This is a genomic window from Maribacter orientalis (genome assembly GCF_900109345.1).
Taxonomy (GTDB): Bacteria; Bacteroidota; Bacteroidia; order Flavobacteriales; family Flavobacteriaceae; genus Maribacter; species Maribacter orientalis.
The window spans coordinates 77,212-96,232 of sequence record NZ_FNZN01000010.1; the positions used below are offsets into that span (position 1 = coordinate 77,212).

The window sequence follows — 19,021 nt, forward strand, 5'->3', positions numbered from 1 at the left end:
CCTTATGGAATAAAGCATTGGTAACAAATACTAGTTGTACTTAAATCATATGAAGCTATTGGAGGAACAGATAATGTAACTGTTGAACTATTGGAATTAAAATAATTTTTTAGTGATCAATAGTTAGTTACCTATTAATTCTTTCTGATTTATCGTATCTCCTTTTACCATTTTCTATTGCAAGTCCACTTTTGCAAAGGGGTCTTAGTCATTGCCGACTTGATATAGGAACATAAGTTGTAGACCCAGGAGAGGTCCTTCGTGTTTTGGTAGGTGATATAGCCGCACTAATCATTTATGCCTTCAGATCAGCCAAAAATTCCTTGCCGTCATTGTCCGTTTTGAAAAAGTACTTAAATCCATAGCAATCCGTATATGCCAAAATTAAGAAGGCCTTATGTCTTTCTTATTTATTGCTCTACTTATGCCTTTTAAGAAAAGAACAGAGCTTTTTCATGAAGCAAAAATCACAAGGCCTTAATTGAGGGAATTGAAAATAATAGCATCATGCGTCAAGGGCTTCATGATGTAATCCCTGATTTGAAGATTTACTCTGGCTCTTTCTTGATCTGCAGGTTCGACTGAAGAAGATAATATATAAACTAATAGCCTTTCGCTAACTGCAGGTTCTTTTTGTTCAAGAACCTCCATAAATTGCCAACCCGTCATAGAAGGCATATTAATATCAAGTAGAAGTATAGCTTTACCCTCCTTCTGTTTCTTAAATAATGACAGTACGTATTCAAGCCCTTTCTCAGGCTCAGTGAATGATATTACTTCAGCCTGAGGGCTGTTTTCCATAATTACACTTTTAGTAATAAAATTACTAATGTCGTCATCATCCACAATAATAAAATGTAAGGTATTAGTTTCCATGTTTTTTATCGTTTGTAAATACAATTTTAAATTCTGTTCCCTTATCAACTTCGCTTTCTATAGATATTTTTCCTCCCAGGGCTTCAACTTGGGTCTTAACCATAAATAAGCCCATACCTTTGCCGTCAATTTCCCGGTGAAAGCGCTTGTATAAACCGAATACCTGGTCTACATTCTTTTTCAAATCAATCCCTCTTCCATTATCTTTAAATATCAATTCGATTTTATCATTTTTTAAATGGCTTTTTATGTCAATAACTGAATAAATATCCTGTTTTTTATACTTAATGCTGTTGCTGATAAGATTGTAAAAAATACTATACATATAGCTTTTTAACGTCACCATTTCAGGTACTTCGTCAAATTGAGTTATAATTTTGATGTCTTCCTGTAAGATCTTCGAAGAAATACTCTCTTTTATGCTATCGACCAATTCTGCAAACAAAACTCGTTCTTTAGCGCCACTGATACCATTTTTCAACTGAAGAATATGATTGAGGTCGATGATTACAGTATCAAGTTTATTGATGGATGAGGAAAGCCCATTCGCAACAATCTCCGCATCATCCTTGGATAATGAATCATCTTCCAGCCACTGCAAAAGCCCCTTAATGTTTGCCACAGGTGCACGAAGGTTGTGCGATATAATGTAGGTGAACTGCTCCAGCTCTTGGTTACGTTGTATAAGATCGTCAGTGATTTTTTCCCGCTCACGTTCAGCAAGTATTCGATCGGTGAGGTTGGTATGAGCCAAAAGAATCAAGGGTTCATCACCTTCAAATTTAGCAATCCGAAGACCGAACCATCTCTGCTCTGATGTGGAATGACATGGATATTCCAAATAGAAATTCTCTATTTTTTTATTTAAAACATTCTTCATTCCCTGCAATACCCGCCCGGCGATTTTATCACCTTCAATAAACGCTTTTTCACATACCTCAAAATAATTACTTCCTACGCCTGTTCTCTCCATGGAAGTTTCTCCATTCTGGAGAGCAAAATTAGTCCAGGATTCATTTATCGAGACAATGTCTCCCTTGTCATTCACTACTGCCAGGTGGGCGCTTAATGAGTTGACCACGCTGCGATTAAACACTTCGCTTTTTCTTATTTGGTTTTCCGCTTGTTTTATTTTTTCAATATCAGTGCATGTGCCATACCACTTAAGGATTTCCCCTTTTTCATTCATCTTTGGCACACCTCTTAATAAATACCAATGATAGGTTCCATCATACTTTCGCAGCCTGCATTCGATATTATATTCCACCTGATTTGCCACAGCATTATTCCATGCCTCCCAGGGAATTGGTTTATCATCCTCATGAAATGGAATTAACCATCCGTCATCATAGCTTACTTCCAGGCTAAGGCCGGTATAATCCACCCATTGTTGATTGAGATAAATGTTTTTGCCCTCTGCTGTGGTTGCCCAAACGATTTGAGGCATTGATTCAGCTATAGCTCTTACTTCCTGTTCACTTTCAATGAGGGCCGCTTCCGTAAGCTTTCTCTCAGAAATATCGCGAACAAAAGCGCAACTAAGTTCTCTATTTCCATATTTTATATAATTGGCCCTAATTTCTACCGGTATCAAAGAGCCGTCTTTTCTTAGATGCTTGGCTTCAATGGGGATGGTAAGCTTTTTACGCAGTTCCGGAAAAAAACCAGACCACGTTTCAACGTTGAAGTCCGGGTCAATATCTGGTACTGATAGCCTTAGCAATTCCTGACGAGTATACCCAAGTGAATGACAGGCTGCGTCATTAACATCAACAATTCGGGCATCAGAGGTCATCCAAAAAATGGCATCACTTGCATGGTCAAAAGTAAACTGGGTTAATTCCAACTTCTCCTTTGCCAAAGTACGTTCAGTAATATCCTGCAATACTCCATAAAGACGGATGGGGTTATCATTTTCATCCATTTCAAATCTCCATTCACTATAAACATATTTTAGAATACCATCTCTTGTGAATATCCTGGAATAGAAATGTGATGCTACGAACGTTTCAAAAGTTTTATGGATTGCTTCCTTTACGTAGGCAGCATCTTCCGGATGAATGAAGGATAAAAACCCTTCAGAAGAAATCTCTTTATCCCCGGGTTTAATTCCACAGATTTTATAAAACTCATCTGACCAAGTGTTTACTCCCGTAGTTAAATCTATTCCCCAGTTACCTATATGTGAAAGCGCCTGCGCTTCTTTTAACCTGGCTTCGCTTTCCTCTATCTTTTTTCGCGACAGCACTTGTTCTGATACATCCACCGCAAAGAAAAGAATGCCATCAGTTTTTCCGTCATTGTCTCTGTGGGGTTGGTACAAAACATTCAAATACCTATCAACAGGTTCTCCACTATTCTTTATATCTAATTTAATGATCATTTCAATAGCCGAAAACGTTTTACCCGTTCGATAAACGCTATCTAATATGTCAATAAATCCTTGCTCTGCAACTTCGGGCAATACGTCTTTTACAGATTTGCCAATAATATCCTTTTTGCCAATTAATTTTAAGTAAGGAGGGTTTGCCATTTCAAACCTGTGATCAGGTCCGCTTAATACGCCCATGCTGGTTGGAGCTTCAGAAAACAAATCGAAGAATTGCTGCCGCTCAATTTCAAAAGCTTTTTCCAATCTTTTTTTCTCGGTAATATCTCTTGCAATCCCATATCTTATCTGGTCTTTTACATCCCAGCGAGCAGTCCATTCAATCGGTACCAATGACCCATCTTTACGTACATACCGGTTTTCAAAATGGTTAAGGCTGTTACCTGTCATTACATGAGCGGCTGTTAACTGCGTTTTCTCATTGTCTTCGTGATAAACAAAATTGATAAGGGGTTTGCCAATAAGTTCCTCGGGCTTATAGCCCCAAACGGCTTCGCTTGCAGCACTTACCTTCAGAAAATTTCCGTTCGCATCAACCGCACAAATGACATCCAGTGATGAGTCCATTATTTTAGTAAGGTCCTTTAGGGCGCGTTGACGTTCATTGGAAGAAACAATCAGTTCAATTTTTTGAGAAAGCTGATTGATTATGGCTTTGAGCAGCTGTTTTTCTTCTTTTAAAAAGGAGACCCCTTCAATGGATTGACTAGTATCAACATAATGCACTGCAACCTGCAGCGCTTTTTTCCCAAAACGATCATCGCTTTCTGTTAATTTAATTTTTGAATTCCTGAACTTATCTGTTTTAAAGGCCTGCCCTTTCCAAATAATTTTTGCTTTCGCTATTTCAATGAATTGAAACCCAGGTGGAATTAGTTCTACAGCTTTGCGTAATAGTTCTTCTATACTAAGTTCATGTTCCTTTAGGATTGATATCTCATATAAGCAATTCTGCTCTTTAACTCTTTCTGTGAGGGAGGAATTGGATTTCTTTAATTGAAGCTCGATATTTTTTCTTATGGTAATATCCTGAAAAGTGCCGTGAACTTTAACTATTTTTCCATTTTGGTCCCTTACGGCTTCCCCATTAGTTCTTACCCATATCCGTTTCCCGGTAGCGGTAAGAATCTCCGTATCTTCATCATAAGAAATTCCTTTCTGCATGCAATTGGTGAAGACTTCCGTGATCTTATCACGCCATTCAGGTGCGTAAAATTCAATAGCATCCTCCACCAATGGAGCATAGCCGGCAGGCATTTCGTGAATTGCGGCAACTTCGTCTGACCAATACACACGATTTTCCTCTAAATTCACATTCCATCCACCTAATTTGGCCATTTTTCCTGCCATGCGCAACAGCGCAAAAGATTCTTTATGTTTTTCTTCTGATTCTTTTCTTGCAGAAATATCCCGTATTATCATTGATGTTCTTTCCTGCCCAAAGGAATCGGTAAACAGTACTGAACTGATCTCTCCCGCAAAAGTAGTTCTGTCTTTTCTTAGAAAAGTTAGCTCGCCTTGTGCTTTACCCGTTAGCTGGCGTTCCTTAATAAGATCTTCAACCCTTGGGTCAGAGAGATCAACCAGTCCGAATCTTCCGGCATCACATATTTCCTGCTCCGTCATATTGAATATCTTACAGGCCGCAGGATTGGCCGCTAAAATATTTCCATCGGTTACAGTTAGTAAAATGCCGTCCATACTGTTCTCAAAAAAAGCACGGTATTTGGCTTCACTTTCTTTTACTGCATTTTCTGCTTTTTTTCGTTCGGTAATATCCTGTGCAGTACCAAATAATCGAATGACTTCTCCTTTCGCATCCTTAACACCATAGCCATGCTCCTGTATCACCCGCTTTTCTGCTTTGTGCGTAGTGATAGCGTATTCTATTATAAACGCATCACCGGTTTCCTGGGTATGTTTGCTGGTCTTCTCTACATATTCCCTATCAGCTTCATCAATCAGGTGTAGAAATGAGCCATGTGTTTCATTAAATGTTTGTTTATCTGTATCAAATACATTGTACAATTGTTCTGACCAAGTAAGTTTATTATCAGCGAAATCATAATCCCAGCTACCAAGCTTTGCCAGGCTTTGTGCTTCGGCCAAATGGGCTGCGGTTTGTTTGAAGTCCTGTTCAATTTTATTTTTCTCTTTTCGTTCATTTGCTTCTTTTAATCCCCTTAGCAGTTTTGTAGTAAGAGTGAATATTTTATCTTTTAGCACAAAATCGGTTACGCCATTTTTGATCAGTTCAATAGAATACTCTTCGCCTATTGCTCCCGATACCAGGATAAAAGGAGTTTCCGGTGCTAATTGCTCCTTTATTTTAAAAGCAGTTGGTCCATCGAATGAGGGAAACTTATAATCACATAATATGATATCCGGAATAAAATTTTTGAGTGCCTTGCGATAGCCCGCCTCATTTTGAACAATTTCCGAAACAAAATCAGTCCCTCCCTTTTTAAGTTCGTTATCAATCATAGCCAGGTCATGTATATCATGTTCTGCTATTAATATCTTTATGGTAGTATTCTGTTTTTTCATTATTGAGGTTGTTGATTCACAATCATCCAGTATAAGCCCAGTTCAGTGATGGCTTTTTGAAACTCATCAAATCCCACCGGCTTCACAACATAGCTGTTTACCCCCAGGCCGTAACAGGTTTTAATATCCGGATCTTCCCTGGAGGAAGTAAGCATCACAACCGGAATATATTTAGTTCGTTCATCACTTCTTATTCTTTGCAGCACTTCTATCCCATTAACCTTTGGCATTTTAAGGTCGAGCAGGATTACTTTCGGTTTATTTTCTATATTCCTGCCGGCATATTCTCCTTCGGCAAAAAGGAAATCCAGTGCCGCAGCGCCATCTTTAACATGCAAAAGTTTATTGCCTAATCCGTTCTTTTTTAAAGCATCAATGGTCATTTCTGCGTCACTGGTATTGTCTTCTGCTAATAATATTTCAATCCCTGTGTTCATGCTATTATGATTTATTTAATGTAAAAAAGAATGTTGCACCTTCGTTTACTTTGGCCTCCGCCCATACCCGCCCTCCGTGTTTTGAAATGATGCGATGTACCAGTGCCAGCCCTACGCCGTTGCCTTCAAACTCATCATCTGAATGCAGGCGTTGAAATACACCAAAAAGTTTGCCGGCATACCGCATGTCGAAACCTGCACCATTATCTTTAATACAATAGATGATTTCATCTCCGTTTTCTTCAGAACTTATTTCAATGATGGGTGTATCCTTAAGCCTCGTGTATTTAACAGCATTGGATACCAGGTTCAGCCAAACCTGTTTAATGGCCATGTTATCAGCCAGGGCAGGTAACAATGTATTGATATGAAACACAATCTTACGATCACTTTGTTCAATTCCCAGTTCAGTGCATATATCGTTTACAATGGTAAGCATGGGGATATTCACTTTTACCAATTCCCTGCGCCCAATACGGGAAAAGGTTAGCAGATCTTCAATAAGCAGCCCCATTTTTTTTGCATTTGAAACAATATTGTTCATCAGGCGGTTAGCTTCAGGATCCAACTGTGTTTCAAAATTTGCCTTAAGCATTTTTGTATACCCGTCAATGGCACGGAGAGGGGCCCGTAAATCATGAGAAACAGAATAGGAAAACGCCTCCAGTTCCTGGTTCGCTTCTTTAACCTGGTCCTCTGATATTTTAAGTTCTTTGTTGGCAATGATCAACTCTGTTGCCCGTTTTTCCTTTTCGTCATTTTGATATGCCAGTTCCTTGTTGGCAACCATTAATTCAGCGGCCCGTTTTTCTTTCTCCTGGTTTTGGAAAACAAGTTCTTCGTTTGCAATGATCAGTTCTTCGGCCCGCTTTGCTTTTAGCTCCGTTTGAAATAAAAGTTCTTTGTTGGCAATGATTAATTCTGCTGCTCTTTTTTCTTTTTCCTTATTTTGAAAAGCAAGTTCTTTATTTGCAATTATTAACTCTTCTGCCCGTTTATCTTTTTCTTTATTTTGAAAAGCAAGTTCTTTGTTGGCTATCACCAACTCTGCCGCTCGTTTTTCTTTCTCTTTATTTTGAAAAGCAAGTTCTTTGTTGGCAAGGACAAATTTTGCAGCTCGTTTATCTATTGCCTCTTTTTGCAGCAACAATTCATTGACTGCAGACTGCAGTCTAAGCTCCATCGAAAGAGATTCTTTATTGCTATTTGATTTTTGTTTCATCTGATACAAAAAATAAGGTATTGTAAAAATCAGTAACCAATTTTCAGCGAGTAAATAGTACTGTTGAATTTAGAAATATTTCAATGCTTTTTTAACTTGCACGCTGCTACCAGGAAATACAATGGTAATGATGGGTGATTTGCGGTCTCAATCCGGTCGGATACTATATATTTTGCCTACTAAAAAAGTAGGAGAAATATCTTGATAAGAATTTTTAAAGTTAGTCATTTAATAGCAGCTATCCATCCGTTTTATCTTTTAATAAAAACAAATTACTTTCAGTTTTCGATTGGCCGAAATTTAAATTAGTTGTTCAAAATATTAGAATCTCCTTGATAAACGATGTTTCGGAAATGATGAAATATATCGAAAAAATGAAGGGTCAAAATGAACGGTTAAAAGAAATAGCATGGATTGAATCCCATATGGTAAGAGTTCCTTTAGCTAGGATTATGAGTTTCATAGACCTGATGTCCAATACCCAAGGAGATGTTAGCGAGAAAGAACAGCATTATATTTCTTGATTTCCTCCCATATTTAGGTACCGGTCATAACTAGAGAATCAGGCTATTGAACAGCATGGACCTTTAGGTACTCAATTAGCTTTACTTTGCCAATACGGATAGTTGCAACCAAAATTGTTCATTTTGTCGTATTGCCTCTAGAAACTCACTAATATTAAGTGATTTTTTTCAATGAAAGAATTTGCAAATAAACATTATGCATAGACTTTTTAGTATTTCACATACAAATTCAAGTAGTACACAACATTTTTCACCACTTAGTGCTGGAAACATTTACTTTCACTAGCAACCTACAAAATAACAAATCATGTACTCAAAAATCTATCTAATTGATGATGTTCAATTGGTGAACCTAATGCATCAGGTCCTTCTTAGGAAATTGGAATTGGAGGATAAAATAATCTCATTTACAAATCCAGAAAAGGCTTTGGACCATTTACGTTTTCAGGAAACAAATTCGGAACCTATTCTAATTCTCTTAGATATTAATATGCCGGAAATGACCGGTTTTGAGTTTCTAGAATTCATGGTGCTTGAAGAGTTTCCTACCAATATTGATGTAGTGATGGTAACTTCTTCCATTTATGACGAAGATAAAAGGCTGGCAAAAACTTTCCCACAGTTCGTAAAGGATTTCGTATCTAAACCATTAAAAACAGAAAAATTAAAAGAGATTGTTCAAAACCCTATGAAAATTGCGCTTTGATTTTTTAGTATACCCCTAAAAATAGGTCAGTAGAAAAGTAATTTTAAGTATAATAGTTTGTTTTTAGATTGTAAGTCATTTAAATAGAGTCAAAATAAATGGTAGCCATTCAATAAACTTTAAAAATGAAATCTTCTTAGATTTCGTACTAGTTTAGGTTTCTAATAAAAAGGCAGAATCCCTCTCGGATTTTAAAATAGGAAAATGGCGAAAAATATAAAACTATTTTACTTCTGATATTTGAACCCTTTTTAACGTTGGTACTCGGTATCAATTATGATTTACTTTAAAAAATTTTTAAACTAGTAAAGAGGTTATCTTGTGTTTCTAAGAATTGAAGTTAGTCAAATGAAATTTAAACTCGTCCCAAATACTTACCCCAAAACTTTGCGCATGGATTCTGTTTCGATTTTATAGCATTCCGGTAGATAAGCGTTAAGTAAAATCGAAATAGGGCGCATTCTGCTTATTCGGAACTAATTCTGTTTCGCTATTTCCAGTTTAGCTCACGCCGAATACGCTCCAATTCCGTTTCATCCATTTCCACTTTAAAATAGGGTTTGCCAAAGGTGGGTTCTACTTTGGCGATACTGTCCAGAACCTTCGAAAAAATACGTCTGTCCTTGCTCCTGGCCTTTATAACATCATGGTATTTCTCGAACGAAACTTTTCCGTCCTCCCTATCCCATTCCTCTTTGGTCATCCTTAGGTTCTTTTTGTCCACAAGCAAGGGTTGCTCCTTTTTCTTTAATGCCGTTCCTTCGAACAGGCTTTTGAGCATATCATGGGTGGGTCTTAGCTGTTCCCGTTCCATGGTCCGTAATAGTTCTTCCAAGTAATCGAACCGCCCCATCATGTAGTTTTGAAACCGGATAAAGCTGATCATCACCTGGCTCTTTGGTGATATCCGCGCTTTTTCAAAGAAATCGATCATCGTATCAATGGTTTCCGAATGTGATCTGGAAACAGTCTTGGAGTATGCCCGAAATCGTTCGGCCGTTATCCGATTGATGCTTATGGCCGAAAAAGTATTATTTCGTTTGGTTTTTGTTTCCATTACAGTAATTTTTTATAACGTTTAAAGGCAGTTGGAAGATTTTTCAATAGAATTTGCCACAATGGAAAATCCTCAATAATTCAAAATAATCTTCAACCTATTGAATTTCAACACTTTAATGAAGATAGCCTTCGTTTTACAGAAACCGGTTACTGTAAATTATCTCAACGTTATTAGGGGCTGCAAGTCCGTTTGACGCAAATTTAGCCGATGACTCGAAACAAAACTATTTTCAATACATTGATAATCAACAATCTAACCAAAGTAACATCGCTTTAGCGTGTTACCCTCTTGCTACTCCTTTTCTTCGTTTTACTTCGTGCAGGAATACCTTGTTCCGTTTTATAGGAAAAGGCTGAAATTCAAGGCTAATTCGATATTCCCTTTTCCTATTATTTTCTTCTACTTGGCCCATCCAATTTTAGCAGATTGAACATTTCAATAAAGCGGTCTGCTAACTGTTTACCGTAGCGTTCCTCTATCTGCTTTAGGCCAAGATTCGTGGTGATATGTGTTTTTGTCCCCAGTTTCTCAAAATTTCGATAGCGGTTCAACAGTATCCTTACGAACACGTCTTCCTTGCCATATTGGTAGATATTGTTTCCCGCTGTTTCTGAGCCAAGGTCATCGAACAGGAAGGTACCTTTAGAGAAATACCGTATAACATCTTCCTTATTTTTTTCCATATTAAACCTGTCGACTACCTCCTGTGTCGAAATGGAAGGAAACCAAAGTTCCTTGACTTGATACTGCTTGGCCAAATTTTGGATAATCCTGAAACTGGTTGTCTTTCCGGTTCCATAAGAACCGAATACCAATAGCCCTTTTCTCAAGGAGATGTTTTCCAAAACTTCAAAGGCCATGTCCCGGTTCCAATATTTGCAGAAGTGTTGCAAGAAACTTTTGTTTGAACCATCCACCTCAAAGTCCAGATTAGTATTGGCATAAAATTCTTGGGCCATTTTGAAAAAAACTTTTTTGAAAACATCGGGCTCGCAAAGCGGCCCCTTTATTTCTTTTTCTTCTTTCAATAGCCCTGATATTTCCTTTTTCATGTATCCTATTCTAATATTGGACTTCTATTTTCAATATTTTCTTTTAAAAAAGTAATTGATTTTATGTCTTGTTTTGTTACTTGTTTTATATGATGGTCATTTTTGACGTTGCTGACACGATAGAACTGTCCATGCTGCCTGGACACTTTTGTCATATCTCCTTTGCACGTTCGAAAGCTGAACTCCAATGTGCTTTTAAGGAACCGCCTTCTTCCGTCAAAAGAGACCTCGGCTATCCAGCCGACTGTCTTTAGTTCGCTAATGTATCTGGAGACCTGTCGTTCGGAGATTTTCAGAAATGAGGATATGTACTTGTTGGACATGTAGCATTCTTTTCCGTCTTCCGTAAAACTGTGGATCTCCAGAAATAGGATCTTGGCATACCAATTGACCTCTGTATTCAAATAGATCCGTTTGGGAATCCATATACCCTGAAAATTTCTATCGCTGGCTTTCATAGTGCTTTCTTATGGGTTACCCTGATGGTGTCTTTTCAAATGGGCATTCACTTTTTCTTCGAGTTCCGCTTCGCCATAGGAAGGATTTTGAAGCAGCCATTCCTCTATTTTCTCCCGTTCAAAGAACAGGGAACCATTGGTCGGCTTTGAAAAGGGGATCAACCTCGCCGATGTGAGCTTATAGATCTTGGAAAGGCTCCAACCGTTATACATCTGTAAGTTGGTGACATTAAATACCCTTTTCTTGACCAGGGCGGCTTCATCGAGATGGTCGATCTTTTCAAGGAGTAATCGTACAAGGGAGGAGTTCTGTTTGTTCATAATGCTTTCACTTTAAGTTTTCACTTGTTTTCCATGATTTGTACATGGAACTATTTGAAAGCAATTTGAAGGTAATCATTAATGAAATCAAGTAAAGGAAAGCCCTCCTCCCCTTTCCTTTAGTTTCATTTACATTTTATTCTTTACCCGTGGACAGAAGCTGGTTCTCGATATCGATTTTTAGGTCCATACGTCTTTTCGGGTTACAGTTCTTCCAGCTCGAATGGGACTTTTGAAGCTGTTTTACCGTCCATTCGCTATTCTTTGACCTGAACGTTGTTTTGATGTAGTTACAGAGCCTTAAAAGGTTCTCCCCGTAGTACCCTTCCAGGTTCTCTTCGGAGATATGGTTCAGAAACTCGAATAAAAGCCTGAAGTTGGGAAGTTTCCTATCGGTCAAAGTAAGCCAGATCAATTTTTCGGAGACTTGGTTTCCCGACAGGAGTTTTGAGAAGTCCTCCCGGTTCGTTTTTAAGTAGTCCTGAAAAAGGTCCGAGTTGTCATAATCGATCTTATGGACCAGCTGATCGAATCGTAAAGGTGCCCTATATCTCCTATCATCCTCCCTCGCGCCTGTTCTTTCCTTTCGAACTGAATAGGGGCTTTTATAGTTCAGGAGCTGCGAAACGTAGATTTTAGACAATACCAAAAACACTATGGTAAAAACCAGTAACAAGAAAAAACCAAAATAATTGAGGTAGGGTATTCCCTGAGCGGACAGGAACGGCCACAACAACCAAAGTACCAATAGATATAATACCAACCCTAAGACCAGTACGATCCAGTGCGGAACTTTCTTCGTTTTCCATGCCCTGCCTTTTCGATGCATATCGAAAACCGCTTTGTCGATGCGCCGGAAAAGCGAAATAATCGTATTTTTAGTAGAAGATTTCATAACCGCATGAGAGCCGTTTATGAAGATAAGAAGATATATGCAAAAAATATTTGTTTCACCCTTGTTTCACCCCTGCCAAAAAAGAAAGGCCCCGCATTTCTGCGAAGCCTTGTCTTTACTACGTGGGCCCTACTGGATTCGAACCAGTGACCCCCTGCTTGTAAGGCAGGTGCTCTGAACCAACTGAGCTAAGAGCCCCAAAAGGAGTGCAAATATATAATAGTTTTACAATCTGCAAAAGAAAAATCAATAAAAAATTAAAGAACTTCTGCCACCACAAAATTACTTCCACCAACATAAATGAAATCGTTTTTAGAAGCTTGTTTTTTCGCTGCTTTAAAAGCCTTATTAACAGACTTATATGTTTTACCATTCAGATTAAACTGAACACAACGGTCTAATAATATTTTTTCATCAAGACCTCTAGAAATTTTAGGCTTGCAAAAATAATAGGTAGCATTTGATGGAAATAAGGGCAAAATTGCACTGATATCTTTATCTTTTACAAAACCTATTACTACATGAAGCTTTTCATATTCTTGCTCTTGTAATTGATCCAATACTATTGCCAAACCTTCTTTATTATGTGCCGTATCACAAATTATAGTTGGTTTAGTTCCAATTTGCTGCCAACGACCCATTAAATGAGTGTTTTCAACCACTTTTTTTAATCCTTTAACAATATGTTTCTCTTCAATTTTAAAACTTACAAGCTCCCTTAAGGCAGCCAAAACCCCTTTGATGTTTTTTTGCTGATAAGATCCAAGCAATCCTATTTTATATGTAGAAAATGTTTTCTCTTGAGCAAAAACAATTTTAGCATTCAACGCGCTAGCGGTCTCCTTAAAAACAGGAGCTGTTTCCTCATTAAATTCACTAATCACTACAGGTATATTCCTTTTAATTATACCTGCCTTTTCATAAGCTATCTTCGCGAGGGTATCCCCTAACATATCGGTATGATCCAACCCTATATTCGTAATTAGACTTACTTCTGGTGTAATTATATTAGTAGAATCTAATCTACCCCCTAAACCTACCTCTATGACCGCTATATCAACATTTTCATTTGCAAAATATGAAAAAGCCATACCTACCGTCATTTCAAAAAAGGATAATTTATTTCCTTCGAAGAAGGATTTATTTTCATCAATAAAATCGACGACCCACTTTTTTTCTACTTTTTTTCCATTAACCCGAATACGCTCCCTAAAATCTTTTAAATGCGGTGAAGTATACAAACCAACCTTATAGCCGGCCTCTTGCAAAATAGAAGCTAACATATGACTGCTAGAACCTTTTCCATTGGTTCCTGCCACATGAATAGTCTTTATTTTTTTGTGTGGATTATTTAAATGGGCGGCTAACGAATTGATGCCATCCATTTTTGAATTAAAGGCGACTTTTCCTTTATTTTGATACATTGGAAGTTGTAAAAACATCCAATCTAGCGTTTGCTTATAGGTCACTCTCCTAGTTTGAAGTTTACAACGACAAAACCAACTTGTTGACTTGGCGCATTACTATCTAAATTCCATTTATGCATAAATGCAGTTTTCTTTGCAGGCTCCAATAAACATGGATTATTATTGGTAGTACCTCTTACACCAGGAGTTGCACTGGTTACTCTCCCATTTCGATCTACCACAATTTTAACTACTACAATACCAGATTCATTACATTCTTGCTGTACTTTTCCTTTATTGACCAAAGATCTTCCGTTTAACCCGTAGCCTCCTGTGCCGCTTCCAGATCCTGGACTACCATAATAGCTTGTTGCATATGGGTCTCCATCTAGTTGACCTTTATCACCAACTTTATTATCATCACCTTCACTACCTGTAGCCGTTCCATCTGATTTATTAAGACCGCCCATCATTTCGTCTAAACGTTTCTTTTTCGCTTCTTGCTCTTGTCTTGCCTTATCCTCGGCATCTTTCTTTTGTTGAGCGATTTTAGCTGCTTCTACCTTTTTCTTATTTTCCGCTTCTTCAGCCTTTTTTTTAGCATCAGCAGCAGCTTCATCTGCTTTTCGTTTTACCTCTTTTGCCTGCTTAATTTTTATAGCCTCTTCGCTTTCCTTTGTCAAAAGTTTTTCAGCTGGTGCCTCTTTTTCCTCCGCAGCTTCCTCAATCTCTTCAGGTTCTTCAATAGCCTCGGCAACTTCTTGTTTTGTTGGTTCTACCGGTGGCGTATCCAAAGCCTCTGATTGAATTTTTTCTTTTGGTTGTACCTGACCACTTCCAAAATCAGTAGTGCCAAAATTAATAGAAATGCCATTTTCTTCAGGAGGGTCCATGTACGTAAGACCGATATAAAACAAGACCAACAAAAGAGCACTTAGCAACAGTGTTGTAAGTGTCAAAGAATTTTTCTTATGTTTAGTATCTAAAAATGCCATTTAATTGGGGCGTACTGCCAAAATAACTTTATAATTATTTTTATTAGCGATATCCATAACATTAACAGCTTCTTTAATCGCTACACTCTCTTCTGCTCTTAGAATAATGGTAGGATTATCTTGACCTGCTAAAGCTTTCTTTAATTCAATCTCAATATACTCCCCATTAATTCTTTGATCGTTAACAAAGTATTGAAGATTCTTATCGATACTTACCGATACATTTTGAGTATTCGTAGACTTACCTTTTGCCTTTGGCAACAATAAATCTAATGCATTGGGCGAGTTAGCCGTTAGCATGAAAAATACTAATAACAAGAATACAATATCTGTCATTGAAGACATGCTAAAGTCAGGACTGACTTTATTTCTTCCTTTTAATTTCATAATCTAAAATTAAAGAGGTTCGTTTAATAAATCTAGAAAATCAACTGCATTAGCCTCCATCTTATGAATAACCTTATCGGTACGATTCACTAAATGATTATAACCTACATACGCAATGATACCTACTATAAGTCCGGCCACTGTTGTTGTCATTGCAGTGTAAATACCTGATGCCAATGAACCCATTTCTGCTTGGCCACCACTACTTGCCATTTCATGAAAGGCAAGAATCATACCGATTACAGTTCCTAAGAACCCGATCATAGGCGCCGCACCAGCTACGGTCGCTAAAATACTTACGTTCTTCTCAAGCTTATATACCTCAAGAGTTCCTGCATTTTCGATAGCCGTGTTGATATCATCAAGTGGCTTTCCTATACGCGAAATACCTTTTTCGGTCAATCTAGCAACAGGAGAATCTGTCTGGGCGCAAAGTAATTTTGCCGCCTCTAATTTACCTGATGTTACATGATCCCGTATTTGGTTCATGAAATTCTTATCTATTTTAGATGCTGCATTAACTGCCAAAAGACGTTCAAAGTATATATACAATGCAACACCCAACATTATGAAGAGCACCGAAATTATAATTACACTACCTGTACCTCCATTAAAGATTAAGTCTATAACTGAAAGGGTTTTCTCTTCTGACAATATTTCATCGCTCGCATTTTGAGCCAAATCCTGGTATAATAACATAATGTTCTTTAAGTATTGAATTTGCCTTTATAACGATGAATAGTAAATTAAATTATACGTTAAGCACAAAATCTCTCAACAAAATAAAAACAACGGCACCACTAATAAAACCTGCAAATGCCAGCCATGCAATCTTCTTAAGATACCAGAAAAAATCTATTTTTTCCATACCCATTGCAACAACTCCCGCAGCAGAACCTATAATTAGCATACTACCACCTGTACCAGCAGAATAAGCGATAAAATGCCATAGCGGACTATCTAAAGGCTCACTGAACATACCCATACTAGCTGCTACCAATGGAACATTGTCTATAACCGCAGACCCTAAACCAAATAGCAATACAACAATATCGGTATTAGGTATAGCTTCATTAAGGGCTCCTGCAGCGTTAAACAGAATACCTAAAGACTCCATAGCGGCAACTGCCAATAAAATACCTAAGAAGAACAAAATACTTGGTAATTCAATTTTAGATAAAGAGTGATGAACAGGACTATGATACCCTTCGCTATCTTGCCCTTCCTGATCTATCGAAGAAATACTAAACTTCTTATTACTATAAATTTCAGCAAAAGTAGCTACAACTGCTAATGACAACATCATTCCTACATAAGGAGGTAAATGCGTTATGGTTTTGAAAATTGGAACGAATAATATAGCTCCAAGCCCTAAATATAGCATAACACCGCTATATTTAGATTTTGATTTTTCATCATCTAATTCCCCATCCACTAAACCTTTAAAAACTTTGAACCTACTTGCAATCATAACAGGAACAATCATACAAACCAATGAAGGTAGAAGTACATGGAGTACCAACTGACCAGCACTCACCCTATTTGCAATCCACAACATTGTTGTTGTAACATCCCCAATTGGCGACCAAGCTCCACCGGCATTTGCTGTAATTACTATTATACCTGCGAACCAAAGTTTTGTTTCTCTATCCTTTATAACCTTTTGAAGAATGGTTATCAACACAATAGTTGCCGTAAGGTTATCAATTATTGCCGAAAGCACGAAAGCCAATATTGAAAATAACCACAATAATTTTCCTTTTTGCTTAGTTTTAATAAAACCCTTTATAGTGGCAAAACCATCGAAATAATCAATGATTTCCACAATAGTCATAGCACCTAATAAGAAAAATAATATTTCGGCCGTCTTACCTAAATGATGTAAAAGCGATTCTTCCATCAAATGCATTCTACCCTCATGGTTCAACTTGTCAAAACCTTCCACTAGGCCTTGTTTGGCAGTATCGAACCAACTATTAAAACCATCAATATCTAATGCAATTAAAGCCCAAAGAATGGCCATCATGGCCAAAGCAGGAATAAGCTTATCTATTTTAAGGTTGTGTTCTAGGGTAATGGCGAGATATCCTGCCAAAAAAACAATAATAATAATGGTTTCCATGTTCGTTGGTTTATTTAATAACTACTAAAGTGTCAAATATAGGTTCAATTTCCAAAAAATTAAATCATCTAAAGATATTTAAAATTGTATGTGAATTCCTAATGATTTGACAATAATACCGAAGTTATCTGACATCCAAATACTTAAATCACCCAATTATATATTTAACAGGATTTTATTGACCCTATTTTAACGTTTAGCCAAACCTTAAATATTCATTTACTGTCACAACAACAATTAAACTTTCGTTCGAAATATAACAAAAGTGAATTTTAAAGTTTATAATTTCACTAGTATATCTCTATATTTGTTACCATAACCTTTTACACAAAGTACATGGATTTTTCATTAACTGAAGAACAAAAACTTATTCAACAAGCAGCACGTGATTTCGCACAAACAGAACTATTACCAGAGGTAATAGAACGTGATGACGCACAGCGTTTTCCAAAAGAACAAGTTGAAAAGCTTGGCGAATTAGGCTTTTTAGGCATGATGGTCGACCCAAAATATGGTGGCAGTGGATTAGATACTCTATCATATGTTTTGGCAATGGAAGAGCTTTCTAAAATAGACGCATCTACCTCGGTAGTCGTTTCAGTGAATAATTCATTGGTTTGTTGGGGAATGGAACAATATGGCAACGAAGAACAGAAAGAAAAATACTTGACAAAATTATCTACTGGTGAAATAATTGGCGCTTTTTGCCTTTCTGAACCTGAAGCCGGCAGCGACGCAACATCTCAAAAAACAACTGCGATTGATAAAGGTGACCATTATATTTTGAATGGAACTAAAAACTGGATAACCAATGGAAGTTCCGCAAGTGTTTACATAGTTATAGCGCAAACCGATAAAGAAAAAAAACACCGAGGCATAAACGCACTTATTGTAGAACGAGGTGCTGAAGGTTTTGAAATTGGCCCGAAAGAAAATAAATTAGGAATTCGCGGTAGTGATACCCACTCTTTGATGTTCAACGATGTTAAAGTGCCTAAAGAAAATAGAATTGGTGAAGACGGATTCGGATTCAAATTTGCCATGAAAACTTTAGCTGGAGGCCGAATAGGTATTGCCGCACAAGCTTTGGGAATAGCAGCAGGCGCATATGAATTAGCTTTGAAATATTCACAGGAAAGAAAAGCTTTCGGCACTCAAATCAGCAATCACCAAGCTATTGCCTTTAAATTAGCCGATATGCACACCGAAATACAAGCCGCACGATTGTTGGTATATCAAGCAGCTATGGATAAAGATAATGGGAAAGATTATGACCTATCCGGCGCAATGGCAAAATTATACGCCTCTAAAGTAGCAATGGAAACCACAGTTGAAGCTGTTCAAATACATGGCGGAAATGGATTCGTTAAAGATTACCATGTTGAAAGACTAATGCGTGATGCCAAAATAACTCAGATTTATGAAGGTACTTCAGAGATTCAAAAAATTGTTATTTCTAGAAGCATATTGAATTAATTACCATAATTTTACCAATCACCCCTATCCATTATAGGGGTGATATTAATTAATAGACGCTATTTTTTTGTTAAACACTTCATAAGTAAGGGTGAAATTGTTACAATCTTCAAATGAATCACCGGCACCCCCTATTTTACTCCTAAAT

General features: G+C 37.3%; 18 protein-coding genes and 1 tRNA gene. 3 read left to right on the forward strand and 16 right to left on the reverse strand.

Annotated features, from left to right (window positions below):
- Positions 1-477 precede the first annotated feature (477 nt).
- From BMY56_RS16585 to BMY56_RS18755, 4 genes are read right to left on the reverse strand one after another with little or no spacing between them, the layout of a single operon-like run.
- Positions 478-876, reverse strand: a complete 399-nt coding sequence (locus BMY56_RS16585) for a response regulator (RefSeq protein ID WP_091626830.1) — start codon at positions 874-876, stop codon at positions 478-480.
- Complete coding sequence (locus tag BMY56_RS16590) at positions 866-5,812, reverse strand: PAS domain S-box protein (protein ID WP_091626833.1); 4,947 nt, start codon at positions 5,810-5,812, stop codon at positions 866-868. Before BMY56_RS16590 ends, BMY56_RS16585 begins: the two co-directional genes overlap by 11 nt.
- Complete coding sequence (locus BMY56_RS16595; protein ID WP_091626835.1) at positions 5,812-6,249, reverse strand: response regulator; 438 nt, start codon at positions 6,247-6,249, stop codon at positions 5,812-5,814. The genes BMY56_RS16590 and BMY56_RS16595 overlap by 1 nt, the downstream gene beginning before the upstream one ends.
- A 4-nt stretch (positions 6,250-6,253) precedes the next feature.
- Positions 6,254-7,471, reverse strand: a complete 1,218-nt coding sequence (locus BMY56_RS18755) for a sensor histidine kinase (protein WP_218144577.1) — start codon at positions 7,469-7,471, stop codon at positions 6,254-6,256.
- Between the two features lie 353 nt (positions 7,472-7,824).
- Here BMY56_RS18755 and BMY56_RS18710 point away from each other — a divergent pair, with 353 nt between their 5' ends.
- Positions 7,825-7,995, forward strand: coding sequence for a hypothetical protein (locus BMY56_RS18710; protein WP_177170991.1), 171 nt, complete (start codon positions 7,825-7,827; stop codon positions 7,993-7,995).
- A gap of 307 nt (positions 7,996-8,302) precedes the next feature.
- On the forward strand, positions 8,303-8,701 hold the full coding sequence (locus BMY56_RS16610; RefSeq protein ID WP_091626838.1) for a response regulator: 399 nt from the start codon (positions 8,303-8,305) through the stop codon (positions 8,699-8,701).
- A 490-nt stretch (positions 8,702-9,191) separates the two neighbouring features.
- Here BMY56_RS16610 and BMY56_RS16615 read toward each other — a convergent pair whose 3' ends face one another.
- From BMY56_RS16615 to nhaD, 12 genes are all read right to left on the reverse strand, one after another.
- A complete protein-coding gene (locus tag BMY56_RS16615) occupies positions 9,192-9,758 on the reverse strand; it encodes a BfmA/BtgA family mobilization protein (RefSeq protein ID WP_091626841.1) in 567 nt (188 codons plus the stop codon).
- Positions 9,759-10,150: 392 nt separating this feature from the next.
- Positions 10,151-10,813 (reverse strand): P-loop NTPase family protein, encoded by a 663-nt coding sequence (locus tag BMY56_RS16620; RefSeq protein WP_091626843.1) that lies wholly within the window; start codon positions 10,811-10,813, stop codon positions 10,151-10,153.
- A 5-nt stretch (positions 10,814-10,818) separates the two neighbouring features.
- Positions 10,819-11,271, reverse strand: a complete 453-nt coding sequence (locus BMY56_RS19140; RefSeq protein ID WP_091626845.1) for a helix-turn-helix domain-containing protein — start codon at positions 11,269-11,271, stop codon at positions 10,819-10,821.
- Between the two features lie 9 nt (positions 11,272-11,280).
- On the reverse strand, positions 11,281-11,592 hold the full coding sequence (locus tag BMY56_RS16630; protein WP_091626848.1) for a hypothetical protein: 312 nt from the start codon (positions 11,590-11,592) through the stop codon (positions 11,281-11,283).
- A gap of 136 nt (positions 11,593-11,728) precedes the next feature.
- Positions 11,729-12,235, reverse strand: coding sequence for a hypothetical protein (locus tag BMY56_RS16635; protein ID WP_143057838.1), 507 nt, complete (start codon positions 12,233-12,235; stop codon positions 11,729-11,731).
- The gene (locus BMY56_RS18715) at positions 12,228-12,401 is read right to left on the reverse strand and encodes a hypothetical protein (RefSeq protein ID WP_177170992.1); all 174 of its coding nucleotides are present in this window, start codon (positions 12,399-12,401) and stop codon (positions 12,228-12,230) included. Before BMY56_RS18715 ends, BMY56_RS16635 begins: the two co-directional genes overlap by 8 nt.
- 209 nt (positions 12,402-12,610) lie before the next feature.
- A tRNA-Val gene (locus BMY56_RS16645) sits at positions 12,611-12,685 on the reverse strand.
- Positions 12,686-12,744: 59 nt separating this feature from the next.
- A complete protein-coding gene (locus tag BMY56_RS16650; protein WP_091626856.1) occupies positions 12,745-13,956 on the reverse strand; it encodes a bifunctional folylpolyglutamate synthase/dihydrofolate synthase in 1,212 nt (403 codons plus the stop codon).
- Complete coding sequence (locus BMY56_RS16655; protein WP_091626859.1) at positions 13,953-14,888, reverse strand: energy transducer TonB; 936 nt, start codon at positions 14,886-14,888, stop codon at positions 13,953-13,955. Before BMY56_RS16655 ends, BMY56_RS16650 begins: the two co-directional genes overlap by 4 nt.
- The gene (locus BMY56_RS16660; RefSeq protein WP_091626861.1) at positions 14,889-15,275 is read right to left on the reverse strand and encodes an ExbD/TolR family protein; all 387 of its coding nucleotides are present in this window, start codon (positions 15,273-15,275) and stop codon (positions 14,889-14,891) included.
- 9 nt (positions 15,276-15,284) lie between these two features.
- Entirely contained in the window at positions 15,285-15,974 is a 690-nt protein-coding gene (locus tag BMY56_RS16665; protein WP_091626864.1) for a MotA/TolQ/ExbB proton channel family protein, read from the reverse strand.
- A 52-nt stretch (positions 15,975-16,026) separates the two neighbouring features.
- Positions 16,027-17,397, reverse strand: coding sequence for a sodium:proton antiporter NhaD (nhaD, locus tag BMY56_RS16670; protein ID WP_091626866.1), 1,371 nt, complete (start codon positions 17,395-17,397; stop codon positions 16,027-16,029).
- 336 nt (positions 17,398-17,733) lie between these two features.
- On the opposite strand from nhaD, the gene BMY56_RS16675 reads away from it, so the two are divergent.
- Entirely contained in the window at positions 17,734-18,873 is a 1,140-nt protein-coding gene (locus BMY56_RS16675) for an acyl-CoA dehydrogenase family protein (RefSeq protein ID WP_091626869.1), read from the forward strand.
- Positions 18,874-19,021 lie beyond the last annotated feature (148 nt).